Raw genomic sequence first — 19,967 nt, forward strand, 5'->3', positions numbered from 1 at the left:
TGCTTGAGCTTTTTGCTTTGAAGAAGCACTGCGATGGTTTCACTAGCGATGAATTAATAAAAACAACACTTGCAGTATGTAGCATGAACAAGTACCGTTGCCCGGTTTTTCTAAATACACCCCAATTGCTAAGGTAAAGGTTTTGATCTCCACAGCGAATATTACTCAACAATTCGGCGCTAAGCCGCTATTCGAAAACATTTCAGTTAAGTTCGGCGAAGGCAATCGCTATGGCTTAATTGGAGCTAACGGTTGTGGTAAATCAACCTTTATGAAGATCCTCAGCGGCGAGCTTGAGCAAACCAGTGGTAACGTAAGCTACGATCCAAACGAGCGCGTTGCAAAACTGAACCAGGACCAGTTCGCTTACGAAGAATTTACTGTAATCGATACCGTTATCATGGGTCATAAAGAGCTATGGGAAGTGAAGAAAGAGCGTGACCGCATCTACTCACTTGCTGAAATGAGCGAAGAAGACGGCATGAAAGTGGCTGACTTAGAAGTTCAGTTTGCTGAAATGGACGGCTACATGGCAGAAGCCAAAGCGGGCGAGCTTCTTCTTGCTGTAGGTATCCCAATGGAGCAACACTTCGGTCTAATGAGTGAAGTAGCACCAGGTTGGAAACTCCGTGTGCTTCTAGCGCAGGTTCTATTCGCAGACCCAGATGTGATGCTTCTTGACGAACCTACCAACAACTTGGACATGGACACAATCCGTTGGTTGGAAGACACGCTAAACGCGCGTAACTGCACAATGATCATCATTTCGCACGACCGTCACTTCCTAAACTCAGTATGTACACACATGGCTGACTTGGACTACGGTGAACTACGTGTTTACCCAGGTAACTACGACGAGTACATGACGGCGGCTTCTCAAGCTCGCGAACGTCTACTAAACGACAACGCTAAGAAGAAAGCACAAATCGCTGAGCTACAAACTTTCGTTGCGCGTTTCTCTGCAAACGCATCGAAAGCAAAACAAGCGACATCTCGTGCGAAGCAAATCGACAAGATCAAATTGGACGAAGTGAAAGCGTCTAGTCGTCAAAACCCATTCATTCGTTTTGAACAGTCTAAAGAGCTGTTCCGTAACGCTCTGATTGTAGAAAACCTGAGCCAAGGTTTTGAAGAGGACTTGTTCTCAGACTTCAATGCAATTTTTGAAGTGGGAGAGCGCGTTGCGATCATCGGTGAAAATGGTGTGGGTAAAACAACACTTCTAAACACGCTTGCTGGTGTACTTGAACCGCGTGCTGGTGAGTTCAAATGGTCTGAAAATGCAAACATCGGTTACTACGCGCAAGACCACGCGCATGACTTTGCAGAAGATATGAATCTAACGGATTGGATGGGTCAATGGCGTCAAGAAGGTGATGATGAGCAAGTCGTTCGTGGTTTCCTTGGTCGTATGCTGTTTGGTCAAGATGACATTAAGAAGTCAGTAAAAGTACTGTCTGGTGGTGAGCAAGGTCGTATGCTGCTTGGTAAGCTAATGATGCACAAGCCAAACATGCTGCTAATGGACGAACCAACCAACCACATGGACATGGAATCAATTGAATCTTTGAACACCGCGCTTGAGCAATACAAAGGCACGTTGTTCTTCGTCTCTCACGACCGTGTATTCGTAGACTCGTTAGCAACGCGTATTATCGAAATCCGCGATGGTAAAATCACAGACTTTAAAGGCACTTACTCTGAGTTCCTAAAATCTCGTGGCGTTGACGCGTAATTACTCGCAAAGCGTTTAAAAAGCAAAAGCCTCGCTATTTAGCGAGGCTTTTTTGATATTTGGCCTTAATCCTTAAACTGACCGGTTATATACGCATAGAGCCCGACCACGCCAAAGGTAATAATCATAGAAAGCATGATACCGCTGGGCGTAAGCAGAAAATTCCACAATTGGTCATTATTCATAGTCCACATCCTCTGTGAATCCGCATTATTGGTTTTAGTTTACACTGAAAAGGTGTTATTGGTTGCCTTTTACATCAAATTCAACCTTGTCGGCTCCTGTAAACACTTGGAAGCGCAAACCTTTCGCACGCGCAATGGTCGTAATACCAAATTGCTTCGCTAGATCTAACCCCATTTGAGTAACGCCAGAGCGAGAAAGCAGAACAGGAATGCCCATTTGAGCCACTTTAATCACCATCTCTGATGTAAGGCGACCAGTTGTGTAGAAAATTTTATCTTCACCTGTTTCTTCTTTGAGCCACATCTCACCTGCAAGTGTATCCACTGCGTTGTGACGGCCGACATCTTCCACAAATGACAACACTTCATTACCTTTGCAAACCGCACAGCCGTGTACTGCGCCCGCTTTTTTGTAGGTGTCGTTGTAATGAGTTAACGCTTCCAGCGCAGAATAAATCTCTGACTGCTTAAGAGGAACTTGAGGCACTTGATAATTTTCAAGCTGCTTCATCACGTTGCCATACATAGTGCCTTGACCACAACCTGAGGTGACGGTTTTCTTTTTCAGGGCGCCTTCTAAGTGCTCAGTGTTTTCTTTAGTAATCACCGCTGCGGAATGCGTTTCCCAGTCAATAATAACGGATTCGATCGCGGCTGGATCGGACAGGAAGCTTTGGTTTTTTAAATAACCGAGTACTAGTGCTTCTGGACGCGAACCTAGCGTCATGAGCGTGACCACTTCTTTCCAGTTCAGCATGACCGTAAGAGGACGCTCGCAAGCGATTTGCTTCGTGAGCTTTTCGCCGTACTCGTCGTACACATCGACTTCAATGGTTTGCAGGGGATTTTCACTGGTTTTAATAATATTTGGTTTCAGCACAGTCGTGTCCTAGTGATTAAGAGCGTTAGGTTGCTACGCATTTTAGCTTTTTAAGTGGCTAGCAAATCTCATTCCAAAATAGCGGTTCCCACAGAAATTGCGAGGTTTTATGTCAACAATGCATTAAAACTGCGAGTTCGCAGTAATGACACATCAGTACATTTGAGTTTCGTCTAGTTTGGTACTTATAGCCTGAGGGAGTATATAGACTAAGTTATATCAGCTTGGCGCGTTTATTGCTTCGAAGACAATAAAAATGGTCGAAAACGGGGGCAAAATATCCTGTGTGTTTTCAGACCAAAAATAGAAAGACTGGGTGAGTTATGTCGGATAAGAAAGATTTCGAAAAAAATTACGAAAAGACTGAGGATACATGGCCAATCGGCGTAGAGCTTGTTGAGCATGAGATCAGTACAGGGATTTGGGTGACAACGCAATGGCAGTTGACAGGATTTGCGCTGAATCCGACGGAAGAGACTCCAGATGTTTGTCCGTTGCAATTACATAAAGATGAACGTACAGACTACCGCTTTAACTTAAGCTCTCAGCAACCTAAACTCTTTTTAGTGATGGATAACGTCGAGTCTGGTGAAAAACCAGCGATACAGTTACTGACGGCTTCACAATCTGTTGCGGCGCAATATATGGATGGTGATAACCTTGTACTATCTAACGATATGCCGTTAGCCGTTCAGGCTTGGATGGAAGCCTTTATTGGTCGTCACGGTGAGTTGTTAGAAGTAAGACGCAAGAAACGCAAAGGAGCAGGCAGAGCAAATGGCAACTAGTTTTTTAAGCCGTTGGTCGAAACGTAAACTAGAAGAATCTTCCCAACATGCTGAAGAGATCACGCCGATAGCAGAGATGGCGCAATCCGAAGATAGTGTCACAGCGCTTTCAAACGCTGACGAAAGCTCAAATGCTTTGAACGTCAATGAGGATAGTCAGGCTCCAGACATTACCGCGAGTGTAGGGACTGAAAAGACTGAAGAAATGTCTGTGGCGCAACTGCTGGTTTCTGAAGCTTCAGAAAGTGTCAAGAAAGCTGCGCTGCGCAAAATGTTCTTGTCCGAAGAATTTAACGTGCGTGACGGCCTAGACGATTACGATGATGATTACAGTAACTTAAAGTCACTTTCTCAAGACGTCGCTGAGACGCTGCGTGATTGGGTTAAAGACAAAGTGGAAGACGAACCAGATGCTGAAACTGCGCAAGGGTCTGAGATTAACGCTAACGATATCGCATCTGAGGTAGTTGAAGACGCAGAGTCAAACACCGACAAAAATGCCCAAATTACTCAAGATGAAAATGAACCGTATATAAATACAGTGCCTAGTGAAAGTGATACTTTTGCTGAAGAATCACAGCCTAACGAGGTGAGACAAAATATACCACACAAAGAATAGGTACATTTTGACTAAACACTCAATGAACCGGCTGAGACAAAATGTCTCAACCGGTTTTTTTATCCCTACTATTTGTCAGTAAAATTGATAACCTATTGATTTTTAGTTGATATTTTGTTGGCATGACACTTGCTATTTGTTGATCAATACCAATCTGGTTGAAGTTAGTACGGACGCACTGCGTAGTATTCATCGCCTGTAGAAGGCGGAATAAGAATGCCCATTGATAAGTTAATCAGCAGAATCTCCGGCGCTAACTACACTAAGAGATGGAAAAGACTATCCATGTTCATAAATGGAATTGAGCAATGCTGAAACAATTATTAGAACAAGCAACTTCCAATAACGGTAAAGCGAGGCTGTACGCTTTCGAAAATACCGTAGAGTTGACCAATCTTATTCCACCAACCGTAAGCTATGAAAGCGGCGGTAATACTTTGATTGTGGGCCCAACAGCAATCATCGAAAGTGCGGCAGCGCAATTGTCGCAAATGAACAGCCTAACGCTGCTTTCTACCGATGGCGAAAAGGGCACAAATCCCGAGCTTTATTACGCCAATTCGGTTCAGGTTTCAGGGTTCTTAGGTACGTTTGAAGTTCTGATTGAAAATCATGGTTCGACCAACAATCTTGCCAAGGTCGCGATCAATAGCGATTGTTTCGATATCGTACTCGATCTTTGCCTTAACAGCTGCATGTCGGAAGAAGTCCCAGTACCGGGCTACTACCCAGTAGGTCGTGGCTATCCGAAACTGGCTGAAGCGTTGGAAGAGATTCCAACCTTAATGGGGACGTTCGATAAACCGAAATTCTTCCGTTTAGATACCGATTTATGTGCACACAGCTCTCGTGGCGTAAAAGGTTGCGAACGGTGTGTGGATGCTTGTCCGGCAGGGGCACTATCGAGTGAAGGCAGCGACAAAACGGGCCATCGCATCGAGATCAACCCATACCTATGTCAAGGCGTGGGTACTTGTGCTACAGCGTGTCCGACAGAAGCGATTCATTACGCACTGCCAAACCCTGAAGATACGCAAAAGTTTATTGAACGTACGCTCGCCAACTATGAGCAAGCGGGTGGTTTAGATCCTATCGTATTGATTTGCAGTTCTCGCCACGAGAGCTACAACGTGATGGCACTAAAAGCACTGCCAGATAATGTGATTCCAATTGTGGTGGAAGAACTGCCTTCGGTTGGTATTGATACTTGGTTCGCCGCGCTTGTGAATGGTGCTACTCAGGTGCTGTTTGCGGCTTCACGTTTTATGCCTCAAACCATTATTCGTGTGCTTAATAGCGAAGTAGGTATTGCTCAAGAGCTGCTCGGTCAGCTTGGTATCGCCAAAGAAACCATCGACATTCTGTATCTAGAGTCACTACGTGAAGGTGCTCCGACACTTTGTACCGAGTCTTTTGATTTGGCATTAGGAGACTTGCAAGGCAACAAACGTCAGCGTCTATTTACGGCGTTGGATGCGTTGTCCGCATCACGTATTCCAGTTGAGAACATTGTTGAACTTCCAGCGAACGCACCTTACGGCACAGTCTCTTGTGAAAGTAAAGGTTGTACGTTGTGTATGAGCTGTGTGGCGGTGTGTCCAACACGTGCATTGCATACGGACGGTCGATCTCCGTCGCTTAAATTCGTCGAGCAAGACTGCATTCAATGTGGGCTGTGCGAGAAAGCGTGTCCAGAGAAAGTGCTGACGCTTACTCCTCGTATGAACTGGGTGAAAGAAGAACGCCAGAAAGCGGTTGTGATTCATGAAGAAAAGGCAGCCGAGTGCATTCGTTGTCACAAGCCTTTTGCTCCGCAATCGATGATCGACATGCTACAAAACAAGTTACGCGGTCACTCTCATTTCTCTGATGAAGCGGCGATCAATCGTATCGCGATGTGTGAAGACTGCCGTGTGATCGACATGTTTGAGTCGATGGCAGAAGACCCAATGAAACAACTGAAATACTAGGAGCTCGCAGTGGACACACAACAAGAACAAACACTGAGAACAGACATTTATCTCGTACTATCTGCACTTTTTCGTAGTGCGCCTAGTGATGAAATGCTGGCGTTCCTGAAGTCGCTAGAAATTGAACCGTCTGAGAGCGCGATGCAAAAAGCTTGGCTCGCACTGCAACAAGCCGCGAACGAAACGCAGCGAGAAGCGTTAGAAGAAGAATATCAAGATCTGTTTATTGGCATTGGACGTGGTGAAGTTGTGCCATTCGGATCTTGGCATCGCACTGGCTCGATGATGGAAAAACCGTTAGCGGAAATTCGTCGCGATTTGGATCTTTTAGGCATCGAACGAGAAGAGAACGTGAAAGAGCCTGAAGACCATATTTCTGCACTGTGCGAAGTGATGGCAATGCTGACAGGTGAAGAGGAAGAACTTCAACAAGCGGTGTTTAACAAACACATCGCCCCTTGGTTCCAATCTTTTACGCGCCAACTAGAGAGCGCAGAAAGCGTGAACTTCTACAAGCCAGCTGCACAGCTTTGCGATGCGTTTTTAACGTTAGAGCAAGTGCGCTTTAGCGTGAACACCAAAAGCAGTAAGAACAAATTAAAAATTGATGTGAAAAACGTCACTGATTACGAGTAATCGAGCAGTACTTGGTCATATCGATAGAGAGGCATGAGTCTCCAAAGATCTACCGTAAGGTAAGGAAGCAATGATGAAAGATAATAAAGAAATAAACACAAGCCGTAGGGATCTCCTAAAAGGCTTCACAACCGCTGCCGTTGCCGGTGCTGTTGTTGCGGGAACCACGAAAGTGGCCGTTGCTTCAGAAACGGTTGAGCCTTCTGAAAATGACGTGAAGAAGAAAGGGTATCGTGAAACTCAACACATTCGCGATTACTACGACACACTTTAGGAGATAACGGATGAAACTTGTCAAACGCTCCGACAGTGTGAGCAAAGAAACGAATCAGCTTGGCGTATCTCGTCGTGCATTCATGAAAAACACTTCGCTTGCCGCTGGTGGCGCAGTGGTTGGTGCTAGTCTATTCGCACCGGGAATGATGAAAAAAGCGCAAGCAAAATCAGTCGATCCAGAAGCGAAAACAGAAATAAAACGTACTATCTGTTCTCACTGCTCAGTGGGTTGTGGTATTTACGCAGAAGTTCAAAATGGTGTTTGGACGGGTCAAGAGCCTGCATTCGACCACCCATTTAACGCCGGTGGTCACTGTGCAAAAGGCGCAGCACTGCGTGAACATGGTCACGGTGAGCGTCGTCTAAAATACCCAATGAAGCTTGAAAACGGGAAGTGGAAAAAGCTTTGTTGGAATCAAGCGATCGAAGAAATCGGTAACAAGGTGATGGACATCCGTAAAGAGTCCGGCCCTGATTCGGTTTACTTCTTGGGAAGCGCAAAGCACAGCAACGAACAAGCGTACTTGTTCCGCAAAATGGCATCACTTTGGGGTACGAACAACGTTGACCACCAAGCGCGTATTTGTCACTCAACAACCGTGGCGGGTGTAGCGAACACTTGGGGGTACGGTGCGATGACCAACTCTTTCAATGACATGCACAACTGTAAGTCGATGCTATTCATTGGTTCAAATCCAGCTGAAGCACACCCAGTAGCGATGCAGCACATTCTGATCGCGAAAGAGAAGAACAACTGTAAGATCGTCGTAGCGGATCCTCGTCGTACACGTACGGCAGCAAAATCGGATCACTATGTATCACTTCGTCCTGGTTCTGACGTAGCATTCATTTGGGGTGTGTTGTGGCACATCTTCGAAAACCAATGGGAAGATAAAGAGTTCATCCGTCAACGTGTATTCGGTATGGATGAGATCCGTGCTGAAGTGGCGAAATGGACGCCAGCAGAAGTTGAGCGCGTAACAGGCGTAAGCGAAGAAGACGTTTACCAAACAGCAAAACTGCTTTCTGAAAATCGCCCAGGCTGCATTGTTTGGTGTATGGGTGGTACTCAGCATACTACTGGTAACAACAACACACGTGCTTACTGTGTGCTTGAGCTAGCGCTTGGTAACATTGGTAAATCAGGCGGCGGTGCAAACATCTTCCGTGGTCACGATAACGTACAAGGCGCAACCGACCTTGGCGTACTTTCTGACACGCTACCTGGCTACTACGGCCTTTCTGAAGGCGCTTGGCGTCATTGGTCAAAAGTGTGGGAAATCGATTACGAATGGATCAAAGGTCGTTTCGATGACAACGCTTACAGCGGTCAGAAACCAATGCACAGTGCAGGTATTCCTGTATCTCGTTGGGTTGATGGTGTACTGGAAAACAAAGACAACATTCGTCAACGCGAAAACATCCGTGCAATGTTCTACTGGGGACACGCAGTGAACTCTCAAACACGTGGTGTTGAGATGAAAAAAGCGATGCAGAAGTTGGACATGATGGTGATTGTGGACCCATACCCAACGGTTGCTGCGGTAATGAACGACCGTACCGACGGCGTTTACCTGCTTCCTGCAACAACACAGTTTGAAACACACGGCAGCGTTACCGCATCTAACCGTTCTCTACAATGGCGTGATCAGGTGATTGAACCTTTGTTTGAATCAAAACCAGACCACGAAATCATGTACCTGCTTTCGAAGAAACTGGGCTATTCCGATCTTCTGTTCAAAAACATCCGTGTTGAAAACAACCAGCCGGTGATTGAAGACCTAACGCGTGAATTCAACAAAGGCATGTGGACGATTGGGTACACAGGCCAAAGCCCAGAGCGTTTGAAAGCGCACCAACAAAACTGGCATACGTTCCACAAAACCACATTGGAAGCGGAAGGTGGCCCTGTCAACGGTGAAACCTACGGTCTACCTTGGCCATGTTGGGGCACACCAGAAATGAAACACCCAGGTACACACATTCTGTACGATACGTCTAAGACGGTTGCAGAAGGTGGCGGTAACTTCCGTACGCGCTTTGGTGTGGAATTTGAAGGCAAGAGCCTTCTTGCAGAAGACAGTTATTCGAAAGGCTGTGAAATCAAAGACGGTTACCCAGAGTTCACTGACAAGTTGTTGAAACAACTTGGTTGGTGGGACGACTTAACTGCTGAAGAGAAAGTGGCAGCAGAGGGTAAAAACTGGAAGACTGACCTTTCTGGCGGTATTCAGCGTGTCGCGATCAAGCACGGTTGTATTCCATTTGGTAACGCGAAAGCGCGTGCGATTGTTTGGACGTTCCCAGACCGTGTGCCACTGCATCGTGAACCACTTTACACACCACGTCGTGACCTTGTAACGGATTACCCAACTTGGGAAGACAAAGATGCAATCTTCCGTGTTCCTACGTTGTATAAATCCATTCAAGAGCAAGACAAATCGGGCGAGTACCCAATCGTTCTGACTTCTGGCCGTCTGGTTGAATACGAAGGTGGTGGTGAAGAGACGCGTTCAAACCCTTGGCTTGCCGAGCTTCAACAAGAAATGTTTGTTGAAGTGAACCCGAAAGACGCGAACGATCTTGGCTTTAGAGATGGTGATGATGTTTGGGTTGAAGGTGCAGAGAAAGGACGAATCAAGGTGAAAGCGATGGTAACACGTCGTGTGAAACCTGGTTTGGCGTTCATTCCGTTCCACTTTGGCGGTAAGTTCGAAGGTGAAGACCTACGCCCTAAATACCCAGAAGGTACACAACCTTACGTTGTTGGCGAATCGGCTAACACGGCAACCACTTACGGTTACGACCCGGTTACCTTGATGCAGGAAACCAAAGTAACCCTATGTAACATTCGTAAAGCGTAAGGAGTCTGACAATGGCACGAATGAAATTTCTATGTGACACCAAACGCTGTATCGAGTGTAACGGCTGTGTTACTGCATGTAAGAACGAAAACGACGATGCGCTTGAATGGGGCATTCAACGTCGCCGCGTGGTAACACTAAACGACGGTGAAGCTGGTGAAAACTCTATCTCTGTTGCTTGTATGCACTGTACCGATGCACCTTGTATGGCAGTTTGTCCAGCAGACTGTTTCGAACATACCGAAGACGGCATCGTTCTTCACAATAAAGATCTGTGTATCGGTTGTGGTTACTGTTTGTTTGCTTGTCCGTTTGGCGCACCTCAATTTCCTAAACAAGAAGCGTTTGGTGAACGTGGCAAAATGGATAAATGTACTTTCTGCGCGGGCGGCCCAGAAACAGAGCCTGGCTCTGAGGAAGAACGTCAAAAATACGGTGCGAACCGTATCGCAGAAGGCAAGTTACCGATGTGTGCATCGCTTTGTTCAACTAAAGCGCTGCTTGCGGGTGACGCAGAGAAAGTATCTGACATTTTCCGTCAACGTGTGGTAGAACGCGGCGCGAAAAACGCAGGTTGGACAGACGGAAACGATCTTTCTTACGATGCGACGAAAAGCTAAGTAAGGAGAGGCACATGTTAAACACGCTTAAACGTGCATCTTTAGCAATGCTGTCAATGATGACAGCATTGCTGCTGACTTTCGCAATGCCTGCTTCAGCAGAGGAACAATCTTCTAAAGTTATTCAACAGGAGATCACGCAACTCGCCGGGGCAGACTATTGGCGCGAAGTCAGAGAGGGGCAAGAAGGCTACACCACGTCTCAATCGCCAGAACATGGCGTATTGATCAGTAAACCTGGTGAGACTTGGTACATTCTAAAAGAGAAATGGATGTCTCCAGCGGGTGCTGTCGCGATTTTCGGCAGTATTGCAATGGTAATCATGGCTTACGTATTCGTTGGTCCTTTGATGCTTAGCAAGCCGCGTACTGGTAAAAAAATGAAGCGTTGGTCTCGTTTAGACCGCGCGCTTCACTGGAGTATGGCGTTTACATTCTTAACGCTGGCATTCAGTGGTTTGATGCTGGTTTACGGTAAGCACTTCTTAAAACCGTACGTTCCTACTGAGTTCTGGGGCTTTATCGTCATGTTGGCGAAGCAGTACCACAATTACATGGGACCATTGTTCTTCATTTTACTGATGCTCGTGCTCTTTAAATGGTGGCGCAAGTCGATTCCAAACATGACAGATGTTCGTTGGTTTATGAAAATGGGCGGCATGGTTGGTAAATACAAAGGCACACATCCGTCAGCTGGTTTCTCAAACGGTGGTGAGAAGGCAATCTATTGGTTGTTAATCTTCTTTGGTGCTATCGCGGCAGTGAGTGGCTTAGTTCTGGACTTTCCTATCTTTGGCCAAACTCGCCGTGACATGGAGCTTTCTAACTTAGTTCATGCGATTTCGGCGCTGATTCTAATCTGTGGCTTTATCTTCCACATCTATATTGGTCTATTCGGTATGGAAGGTGCGCTAGAAGGCATGGTGACTGGTGAAGTTGACGAGACATGGGCGAAAGAGCATCACGATCTTTGGTATGAGGAAGTGAAGTCCAAAGAAGCGATGGGTGAAACAGATACGGCACAAACGGAAGTAAAAGGAGCGAAAGCGAATGAACAAACCTCATAACGGGATTTGGGTTGCGTACATCCTGAGCTGTCTGACCCCGTTTACGTTTCTGATCTCAGGCGTTATCGCAATTATCTATGCGGGTTACCGATTAGATAAGGGAGAAGACAGCGACGTAGTGATTTCTCATTACTACGGTTTAATTCGCACCTTCTTTCTCTACCTGACGTTTTTTGTTGTGTTGATCGTCACCGTCGCGACTTCTAACGGTGTACTCGTTGGCGTGAGTGATTATTGGTTGCATAGTACTTTGCTTGAAACCATCGCTTACTTTATTCCTTGGGTAGGGATGGTGTTTGCTGCATTAGCCATCTTGGTGTGGTTTATGCGAATGTTTCAAGGGATGCAGCAACTGCGGAATAACCAACCACACAGACCATCGACAGGTCCAAACCTTTAATCAGTATTCTTTAAGCAAAACCGCCGTAATAGGCGGTTTTTTTGTTGCTGTTTTGTCTCAAATATGAAGCGTTGAGTCGCAGTGGTGATACTTGATGCAACTTATTGAGTGAATTTACGTAACTGGGCAGAAAATCATAGTTAAGTAAGAAACATGTAAAAAAATCGCGTCACGATGAGACATTAGTCTCACTCACGCTATTGTTCATTTACTCAGGATTCATCGTCCCGTTAAAGTACGCTGCGCTCAGAAATTCAAAGAGTTGCATACGTGAAAATTGCCATCAATACATTCAGTCTACGCATACAGAGGAATCTCTATCGGAGGATGTTTGATTAAGGCATCTTGCTCTCACAAATAAAAAGAGCGAAACGAGCATTAAATGATGCGGCAAGGTAAGAAAAGGACAAACACGTTACGGCTATGATCCCTCAATTCGTCATTCCTATCACGAATCGCTTTGGCGAAAGTTATCACTTCTCTGGTCAGTTACTTACTAGCGGCGAACCTAAAACATTCGTGACCAAACAAGAGGCAATAGAGTTTCTTGAGAGCTTTGGTGAGCTTGACCTTCGCTATGTCGAGGATTTGTTCTATGCGATTGGTCAATTCAAGCCAAACATACCTGACGGTGAGCTTACTTCCCAACACTATAATTCAACGTTTGCCAATGCTTTGGTGAACGGTGACTTGCATGTCGCTCGAATTGTACCTACCGGCGAAAACTACGCACTCTCGTCGGCGGTTACGCCTCCACCGACTCAAAATACCGTCAATGCAAAACCATCGAAGGGAAAGGGGAAGTCGAATAAAAAGAGTGGCAGAAGTGCCGCATCCGCCAAGCCTCAGCAACAAAGCAGCGAAAAACATGAGAAAGCCGGTGATCCTGTATCACTTGTGACGGGTGAAGAAATTCTCGAACTCTATGATATCGAGCTACAACAAGGTACTACTTGGCAGCGTACTTACCGCTCTTCGCAGTCGGATGTAAATCATGGAATGGGCTTTGGTTGGCGACATGCATTTCAGTTTGAATTACGCGAAAAGACGAACGAGAAAGACAATGTTATCGCTTGGGAGTTTGTTGACGATAAGGCCGATATCACAGAATTTGAGCCAGTAGATATTGGAGCAACAAGTTATCAAATATACGCTGGTGCGAGCTGTTATTTCCTGAGCTCAACAACTCGGATTGTAACGCTCGCTAATGGGCATCAATATCGGTTTGAGCAAAAAGATGATCGCTGGCTTGTTAAACAAGTTAGAAATGGCACGTTTTCAACGTTTCAATTGCAGTATTCTCGAAACCATCGATTGATCGAGATCGCATATAACAAGCGTCCGGTTCTTGAATGTCAATATGATAAGCAAGGCCGCCTTGTAGAACTGCTTAATGCAAAGTCCCAAAAAGTTCTGACAACTTATACCTATGATGAGCACGATGATTTGGTCAGTGCAACTAATCATTTAGGCTTAAAGGAACAGTATCAATACCGCGGCCATTTAATTGTCAAGCGTGTACGACCAACTGGCTTTACTCATTATTTTGAATGGGATGGCGAAGGTGCTAACGCGAAATGCATCAGGAACGTTGGGGACGCAGGAATTTATGACTATCGCTTCCATTATCAGGGAAATCACTCTTCTTATTCTGACTCGTTAGATCATCAATGGTCTTTCTTGCATGACGAGCAGGGTAACTTACTCGAGAAAATAAGCCCCACAGGTAAAACTTGGCGATGGCAATATGATGAATTAGGAAGAAAAGCACAAGCTATCTATCCTGATCAGTCAACGGTCAATTATCAATATAATCAGCATGGTCAATTGGTTTCTAAGTTTCATTCCTCTGGCAAAGAAATTCAATATGGCTATGACGGCTTAGGTAAGTTAGTTAAAACGGTTTCGCCAGATGGGGATATCGAGAAGGCTTACTACAATAGCCTCGGTCAAAGAGTTTGGGATACCGACCAGTTTGGCTGTGTCACGGAATATGATTACGATAAACACGGGCAAGTCGTCAAAAAAGAGTCTGAAGATGGTAAGAAAAGTCAATGGTGGTGGGATGAACAACAAAGACTTATCGCGAATGAAATAGACGGTACATTACTTCGTTACAGCTACAATGAAGAAGATTTAGTGAATGGCGTTGCTTATCCCGATGGGTGTATTGCTCAACTCGCTTATGATCAATTTGGCAGGCGTACATCAGTTCGTTATTTTAACGACGAAGACAAAGTCGGTTATAGCGAAGAATATTCTTACGATGAGCACAGTCGTGTTGCTCAGATTCGGACGCCAGCAGGCATTACCTCGTATCAATGGGGAGCACTCGCGCAACAAGAAGCAGTCATCTTTCCCGATGGCAGCCATATTTCTTACGAATACGATCAACAACGTAACCTGACTAAATTAGTTCGGAGTGACGGCTTAGAGTTCGAATTCCTGTATGACGATGAAGGCCAGCTATCAGGAACTATTGGGTTTGATAATCTACAAAGCCAATTTGATTATGATCATATGGGGCGGCTCCATCGTAAGCAAGTCGCCGATAGAACGGTGCTGTATCGCTATGACGCTGCGGGTTATCTCATGCACGTCAAAGCAGGAAATGGTAGCAGTATTGTAGAGAACCACTTCAATTATACGCTTGGTGGGCGACTTACTTTAGCATCCAATCGCCATCAAACATTGCAATACCAATACTCTTCATTTGGGCATTTAACAAAGCGCATTCAAGGCCAGTTTGAGATAGCGCAGGAGTTTAACAGAGTTGGCCAACGCGTATCTCAGGTACTGCCAGATAATACGGAACTGAACTTCTCTTACGATCGATATGGGCGTTTTTCAGCGATTCGGTTTGGAAACCTAGATTTACCTCAAATCAAATTTCATTACGATGAAATGGGACGCGTTTCCCAAATTGAAACGGCATATTTTAATGAGCGCATCATTTATGATGGTGTTGGTCGTTTGGTTGAACAGCATTGGCCAGATAGAGAGAAAAAGTACGTTTACAACGCACAAAACCGTATTTCATCAATCATTGATAATACGGCAGGAGCAACGCACTATCAGTACGATACCTTAGGGCAACTTAAACGAGTCAATGCTTCCGGAGATGTGACTAAATTTGAATACGATAGTTTTGGCAATCCTACTTTGCCAACTTCAGAGGTATTCGCTGATCGTATTGAAGTACACGATGATGTACGGTTCAAATATGACGCGCAAGGAAACCAGACAAAACGTGAGGGGCAAGGACACGTTCAGACTCGCGTATTTGATGCGTTAAATCAGCTCATTGAAGTTCACACCGACGATGGTATCAGTCAATATGAATATGATGCATTAGGGCGCAGAACGAAAAAAATTACACAAAAAGGCGTTAAGGAGTTCCTGTGGGAAGGTGAACGTTTAATTGGTGAACGCTCTTCAGGTGCTTTCCGTTGGTACCTATATCAACCCGAAACTTACACGCCAGTGGCACTGCTAGAAAATGACGTTATTTATTGGTACCAGTGCGATCAAGTTGGTAAACCAGAGCGACTAATCGATTGCGAAGGGAATGTTGTATGGAGTGCCAGCTACGATGCTAACGGCTTTGCTCATGTACATATTGAAAATGTAGCAAATCCACTGCGTTTTCAAGGACAGTACTTCGATCAAGAAACCAACTTACATTACAACCTCGCTCGGTATTACGATCCTAAGCTAGGACGCTTTATCCAACAAGATCCGATATCTATTGCTGGTGGCATTAACCATTACCAATATGCAGTCAACCCAATTCAATGGATTGACCCAACAGGTTTCCTATGTGAAGAAGGGCTAAAACGCTTGGGTCAAATGTTGGCAGAGTATCAGGCGCAAAGCGATGTCCCCCAAGAGGTTTGCGATCAGATTTTAGAAGCAGCAAAAGAGTCATCCGTCGGAGAAGATGGCGTTCGCTCGCAAGTCAAAATCCGAAAACCCAAAGGTAAAAATCATATTCGATATGAATACGATTTAGACCATATTGATTGCGAGAAGAACGAGATTACTTTTTATCGCCACATTAATCATTCTGACGGAAGCAAACATGAAGTGCAGTACGTAGTCGGGATAGAAGAGTTTGTTAATGCTCACGTGTTTGATTCAGAGAAGGTCGGTGGCGATAAGACCTGCACCATCTTCACCGAGGACCTAGTGCTGAATAAAGCGGATTACAAGGATAACTCAGAATTCGAATTCAATAATAAGGATGAGGATGAGAAATACAAACTTTCTGAAGAATGCAAACAAAAGGTTGATGAGTGTTTAGCAGAACGTCAAAAGGCAATGGATGCGCGTAGCGGCGAAGAAGGGCATAACGCCCAAATTGCTAAAATTAACCAGCAGTCAGCAAAAATTGGTGAGTTGGTCGCGGATGACTTTGTTCGGAATATACGCCCTAATGCTAAGTTGATCCATCCCAAAGACCTTGCAACTTCGGGATCGAAACCAGGTGATTTCGATATGGTGTACCTCTCAGATGATCCTGAAGAAATCATCATCGTCGAGGCTAAGGGTGGCAGTAGCCCGCTCGGCAGTCGTAAAATTGGAAATATGGCATATCAGCAAGGGACAACTGAATATACAGCAGCAATTATTGGTGAGATGTCTAAGCAAGAACAAGGTACAACGGAAAAGATTGCTGCAAATCACATCAAATCCGCTATCAAAGATGATATTCCGATTCGTTATATTCATACACAAGCAGAAATATCTTCAGATGGTAAAGTCTCGAAAATTAAAGCGAAAGAATTTGATATAGACATGGGAGAATTTGGAAATGTTTGATGCCAAGGAATTAAAAAAGATTGAGCGATTGGCTCATATTAGTCTAACTCAAGCGGCAATAGATGCTTACAGAGAAGAAGTAAAAGAGAACTTAGATAAACGAAAAAGGCGCATTGCGATAAAAAGAGAAAACTTGGTTTATTTGAGTGATGATGTGTCTGAGCAAATTCGCCTGTATACATGGCTACCTCCATTAAATGATGATGAGAGAACCGGCACACTATGTCTATATGAAGCATCATTAATGCGTGCATTTTATCATCAGCTCGCCATGAGACCTGACGAGCCTCAAAGTATTCAATTACCTGGATACCCGGAAGTAACCTGGAAAGGTGAAGGTATTTTAAAAACGGGGTGTTTACACCCTAACCGATGGCTTGATGCTTATTTCACTTCGGTGATCGTGCGTGACAGGCCAAGTATGGACGTATTGGCGAGCTTTCCGATTTCTCTGATGAAACAAAGTTCTACGAAGGCTGGTGAGCTTTCTTACATGCTGGTGGATGTGATTCAGTCATTCCACAACCGCACATCGGATTACCCCGATAAGCTAGTCGCAGCAATGGACGCTGCAGTTGCTCAGGGTGATGACTGGGCATTAGAAATCGCCATGGGCATTTTAGAAACCTTTGCCGCCCTGACAACCGATATTGATTATGACTTTGAAGAGGTACTCATTAAGAACCTGCAGTTCCAGGAGCAATATCAAATGCGCTTGGATGCTCCTAAAAAATTGATTTCAATCGAAACCTTCATCTCTTTCCCTCTGCTTGGCATGGCTTGTATGTGGTACGACAAAGGTAACTGTTTATCTGTTGAAACCGGTTGGCTTCCTCCTTATCTCGTTGAAGGGCGTTGGCTAGAAGATGTAAAAGTAGGGAAGATCACACGATAAATTATCATTTATATAGAAATTCAGTATATAAGCCACCTTTCACGAGGTGGCTTATATGTTTACCGATATTCAATCAACCCCATCCAGTGGATTGACCCAACAGGTTTTCTTTGTGAAGAAGGGCTAAAACGCTTGCAGAAAATGCTGGCTGAGTATCAGGCGCAAAACAACGTTCCCCAAGAGGTTTGCGATCAGATTTTAGAAGCAGCAAAAGAGTCATCTGTCGGAGAAGATGGCGTTCGTTCGCAAGTCAAAATCCGAAAACCCAAAGGTAAAAACAATATTCGATATGAATACGATTTAGACCATATTCATTGTGAGAGAAACGAGATTACTTTTTATCGTCATATCAATCATTCAGATGGCAGCAGACACGAAGTGCAGTATGTTGTTGGGATTGAGGAATTTGTAAATGCGCATGTTTTTGACTCAGAGAAAGTTGGCGAGGAAGAAGGTTGCACGATCTTCACTGAAGATCTTGTGCTGAATAAAGCAGAGTATAAAGAAAACTCAGAACTCAATATGAGTGATTATGAGCTAACAGAAAAAAACAAAGCAAAAATTGATGAATGCTTGAAAGAGCGTCAAGAGGCAATGGACGCTCGAACTGGCGAAGAGGGATATAATGCTCAAATTGGCAATATTAACCAACAGTCTGCAAAAATTGGTGAGTTAGCCGCGGATGACTTTGTCCGGAGTAAACGTCCTAATGCTAAGCTGCTTCATCCCAAAGATATTGGAACCTCAATTTCGAAGCCGGGCGATTTTGATATGGTTTACGAGGTGGAAGAGCCGCCACCAGGTGAAATTATAATTGTTGAGGCCAAAGGGGGTAGCAGCCCGCTGGGTAGCAGAAAAATTGGAAATATGGCATATCAGCAAGGGACAACGGAATACACTGCCGAAATCACCAACCTAATGTCTGAAAAAAAGGAAGGAACGACTGAAAAATTAGCTGCCGACGAAATTCAATACGCCGCTTTATCCGGCAGAACTATTCGATATATACATACTCAAGCGAATATCCCTGAAAGTGGTAAGGCCTCAGATGTAAAACTAGAAGTGGCAGAGTTTAAAATTGATTCAAAAGGATTAAGTCAAAATGCAAAGTAAAGAATCGGTCAAATTTTTAGAGCGAAAAGCAAATCCTGAACTTGACACACAAGCCATTGTGAATCGGAAAAAATTTATAAACCGGGTTTTAGATAACAGAAAAGAAGGTCTTAAAGTCAGGCGGGAAAACCTGGTCAGTCTTGGTGATTTCGCCATTGACCAGGTTCGCTGGTATACCTGGTTTCAAACCTCGCATGAAGACGAACAAATTTGTACATTACGTCTTTACGAAACTTCTCTAATGGGCGCTTGTTATCATCGACTTGCTATGAATCCCAATGATGAATTAACTATCAAGATTCTCGACTATCCTGAAGTAAAGTGGGACGGGGAAGGCATTTTAAAAACGGGGTGCATAAATCTTAATAGATGGCTTGATATGTATTTCATATCGACAATTGTGCGTGACAGGCCAAGTATGGACATATTGGCGAACTTTCCAATTTCTTTGATGAGGCAGAGCTCTACCAAAGCGGGTGAGCTGTCTTATATGCTAGTAGACGTCATTCAGTCGTTCCACAACCGCACACCGGATTATCCTGATAAGCTGGTTGCAGCAATGGACGCAGCGGTAGCTCAAGGGGATAACTGGGCGTTGGAAATTGCGATGGGGATCCTAGAAACCTTCGCAGCGCTCACTACTAACATTGGTTATGATTTTGAGGAAGTGCTCGTTAAAAACCTACAGTTTCAAGAGAAATATCATCTTCGAGAATTAGGACCAGATAGAATAGGGATCCGCACGTTTATTAATTTCCCTCTGCTTGGCATGGCTTGCATGTGGTACGACAAAGGCAACCGTCTATCTGTTGAAACTGGTTGGCTTCCTCACTATCTCATCGAAGGACGTTGGTTAGAAGATGTAAAAGCAGGGAAGATCATTCGATAAACTCCTTTAGCAAATCAATATATAAGCCATCTCTCATGGGGTGGCATTACCAATATGCAGTCCACCATATCCAGTGGGTTGACCCAACAGGTTTGGGGCAGCCAATGCTGACATAGTATAAAAAAGTCTGAACTCAATACGAGTGATTATGAGCTAACAGAAAGAAACAAAGCAAAAATTGATGAATGCTTGAAAGAGCGTCAAGAGGC

Annotated in this window: 14 protein-coding genes and 1 pseudogene; 14 read left to right on the forward strand and 1 reads right to left on the reverse strand. The window is 44.7% G+C overall.

Annotated elements, in window-relative coordinates; translation table 11 throughout:
• Window positions 1-142 precede the first annotated feature (142 nt).
• Entirely contained in the window at window positions 143-1,735 is a 1,593-nt protein-coding gene (locus tag R7Z77_RS07435) for an ABC-F family ATPase (protein ID WP_025766654.1), read from the forward strand.
• A 240-nt stretch (window positions 1,736-1,975) separates the two neighbouring features.
• Here the strand turns inward: R7Z77_RS07435 and R7Z77_RS07440 are convergent, their stop codons facing one another.
• Window positions 1,976-2,800 (reverse strand): formate dehydrogenase accessory sulfurtransferase FdhD, encoded by an 825-nt coding sequence (locus R7Z77_RS07440; protein WP_017820681.1) that lies wholly within the window; start codon window positions 2,798-2,800, stop codon window positions 1,976-1,978.
• A 323-nt stretch (window positions 2,801-3,123) separates the two neighbouring features.
• On the opposite strand from R7Z77_RS07440, the gene R7Z77_RS07445 reads away from it, so the two are divergent.
• From R7Z77_RS07445 to R7Z77_RS07505, 13 genes and pseudogenes are all read left to right on the forward strand, one after another.
• Entirely contained in the window at window positions 3,124-3,588 is a 465-nt protein-coding gene (locus R7Z77_RS07445) for a DUF3305 domain-containing protein (protein WP_005377550.1), read from the forward strand.
• The gene (locus R7Z77_RS07450) at window positions 3,578-4,207 is read left to right on the forward strand and encodes a DUF3306 domain-containing protein (RefSeq protein ID WP_213895587.1); all 630 of its coding nucleotides are present in this window, start codon (window positions 3,578-3,580) and stop codon (window positions 4,205-4,207) included. The genes R7Z77_RS07445 and R7Z77_RS07450 overlap by 11 nt, the downstream gene beginning before the upstream one ends.
• 308 nt (window positions 4,208-4,515) lie before the next feature.
• Entirely contained in the window at window positions 4,516-6,177 is a 1,662-nt protein-coding gene (locus R7Z77_RS07455) for a 4Fe-4S dicluster domain-containing protein (protein WP_017634908.1), read from the forward strand.
• 9 nt (window positions 6,178-6,186) lie between these two features.
• Entirely contained in the window at window positions 6,187-6,813 is a 627-nt protein-coding gene (locus tag R7Z77_RS07460; RefSeq protein WP_005377544.1) for a molecular chaperone, read from the forward strand.
• Window positions 6,814-6,886: 73 nt separating this feature from the next.
• Window positions 6,887-7,087, forward strand: coding sequence for a twin-arginine translocation signal domain-containing protein (locus R7Z77_RS07465; protein WP_005377542.1), 201 nt, complete (start codon window positions 6,887-6,889; stop codon window positions 7,085-7,087).
• A gap of 10 nt (window positions 7,088-7,097) precedes the next feature.
• Complete coding sequence (locus tag R7Z77_RS07470; RefSeq protein WP_213967706.1) at window positions 7,098-9,953, forward strand: formate dehydrogenase subunit alpha; 2,856 nt, start codon at window positions 7,098-7,100, stop codon at window positions 9,951-9,953.
• A gap of 11 nt (window positions 9,954-9,964) precedes the next feature.
• Window positions 9,965-10,573: a formate dehydrogenase FDH3 subunit beta gene (fdh3B, locus tag R7Z77_RS07475; RefSeq protein WP_005377536.1), complete on the forward strand. Its 609-nt coding sequence runs from the start codon at window positions 9,965-9,967 to the stop codon at window positions 10,571-10,573.
• 14 nt (window positions 10,574-10,587) lie between these two features.
• Complete coding sequence (locus tag R7Z77_RS07480) at window positions 10,588-11,640, forward strand: formate dehydrogenase subunit gamma (protein WP_064353916.1); 1,053 nt, start codon at window positions 10,588-10,590, stop codon at window positions 11,638-11,640.
• The gene (locus R7Z77_RS07485) at window positions 11,624-12,040 is read left to right on the forward strand and encodes a membrane protein (RefSeq protein ID WP_012841836.1); all 417 of its coding nucleotides are present in this window, start codon (window positions 11,624-11,626) and stop codon (window positions 12,038-12,040) included. Before R7Z77_RS07480 ends, R7Z77_RS07485 begins: the two co-directional genes overlap by 17 nt.
• 423 nt (window positions 12,041-12,463) lie before the next feature.
• A complete protein-coding gene (locus tag R7Z77_RS07490; protein ID WP_064353917.1) occupies window positions 12,464-16,861 on the forward strand; it encodes an RHS repeat-associated core domain-containing protein in 4,398 nt (1,465 codons plus the stop codon).
• Window positions 16,854-17,756, forward strand: coding sequence for an immunity 49 family protein (locus R7Z77_RS07495; RefSeq protein ID WP_053350543.1), 903 nt, complete (start codon window positions 16,854-16,856; stop codon window positions 17,754-17,756). Before R7Z77_RS07490 ends, R7Z77_RS07495 begins: the two co-directional genes overlap by 8 nt.
• Before the next feature lie 66 nt (window positions 17,757-17,822).
• Window positions 17,823-18,869 (forward strand): annotated as a pseudogene (locus R7Z77_RS07500) (type IV secretion protein Rhs); the annotation flags it as partial.
• On the forward strand, window positions 18,859-19,758 hold the full coding sequence (locus tag R7Z77_RS07505; RefSeq protein ID WP_064353919.1) for an immunity 49 family protein: 900 nt from the start codon (window positions 18,859-18,861) through the stop codon (window positions 19,756-19,758). The pseudogene R7Z77_RS07500 and the gene R7Z77_RS07505, both read left to right, overlap by 11 nt.
• The last annotated feature ends 209 nt before the right edge of the window (window positions 19,759-19,967 follow it).

The sequence above is a fragment of the Vibrio sp. 1401 genome (genome assembly GCF_033340295.1).

What these genes read in the sequence shown, in the direction of transcription:
- R7Z77_RS07445 (WP_005377550.1), top strand. Translation starts at nt 3,124, where the DNA reads ATGTCGGATAAGAAAGATTTCGAAAAAAATTACGAAAAGACTGAGGAT.
- R7Z77_RS07450 (WP_213895587.1), top strand. Translation starts at nt 3,578, where the DNA reads ATGGCAACTAGTTTTTTAAGCCGTTGGTCGAAACGTAAACTAGAAGAA.
- R7Z77_RS07455 (WP_017634908.1), top strand. Translation starts at nt 4,516, where the DNA reads ATGCTGAAACAATTATTAGAACAAGCAACTTCCAATAACGGTAAAGCG.
- R7Z77_RS07465 (WP_005377542.1), top strand. Translation starts at nt 6,887, where the DNA reads ATGAAAGATAATAAAGAAATAAACACAAGCCGTAGGGATCTCCTAAAA.
- R7Z77_RS07470 (WP_213967706.1), top strand. Translation starts at nt 7,098, where the DNA reads ATGAAACTTGTCAAACGCTCCGACAGTGTGAGCAAAGAAACGAATCAG.
- fdh3B (WP_005377536.1), top strand. Translation starts at nt 9,965, where the DNA reads ATGGCACGAATGAAATTTCTATGTGACACCAAACGCTGTATCGAGTGT.
- R7Z77_RS07480 (WP_064353916.1), top strand. Translation starts at nt 10,588, where the DNA reads ATGTTAAACACGCTTAAACGTGCATCTTTAGCAATGCTGTCAATGATG.
- R7Z77_RS07485 (WP_012841836.1), top strand. Translation starts at nt 11,624, where the DNA reads ATGAACAAACCTCATAACGGGATTTGGGTTGCGTACATCCTGAGCTGT.
- R7Z77_RS07490 (WP_064353917.1), top strand. Translation starts at nt 12,464, where the DNA reads ATGATCCCTCAATTCGTCATTCCTATCACGAATCGCTTTGGCGAAAGT.
- R7Z77_RS07495 (WP_053350543.1), top strand. Translation starts at nt 16,854, where the DNA reads ATGTTTGATGCCAAGGAATTAAAAAAGATTGAGCGATTGGCTCATATT.
- R7Z77_RS07505 (WP_064353919.1), top strand. Translation starts at nt 18,859, where the DNA reads ATGCAAAGTAAAGAATCGGTCAAATTTTTAGAGCGAAAAGCAAATCCT.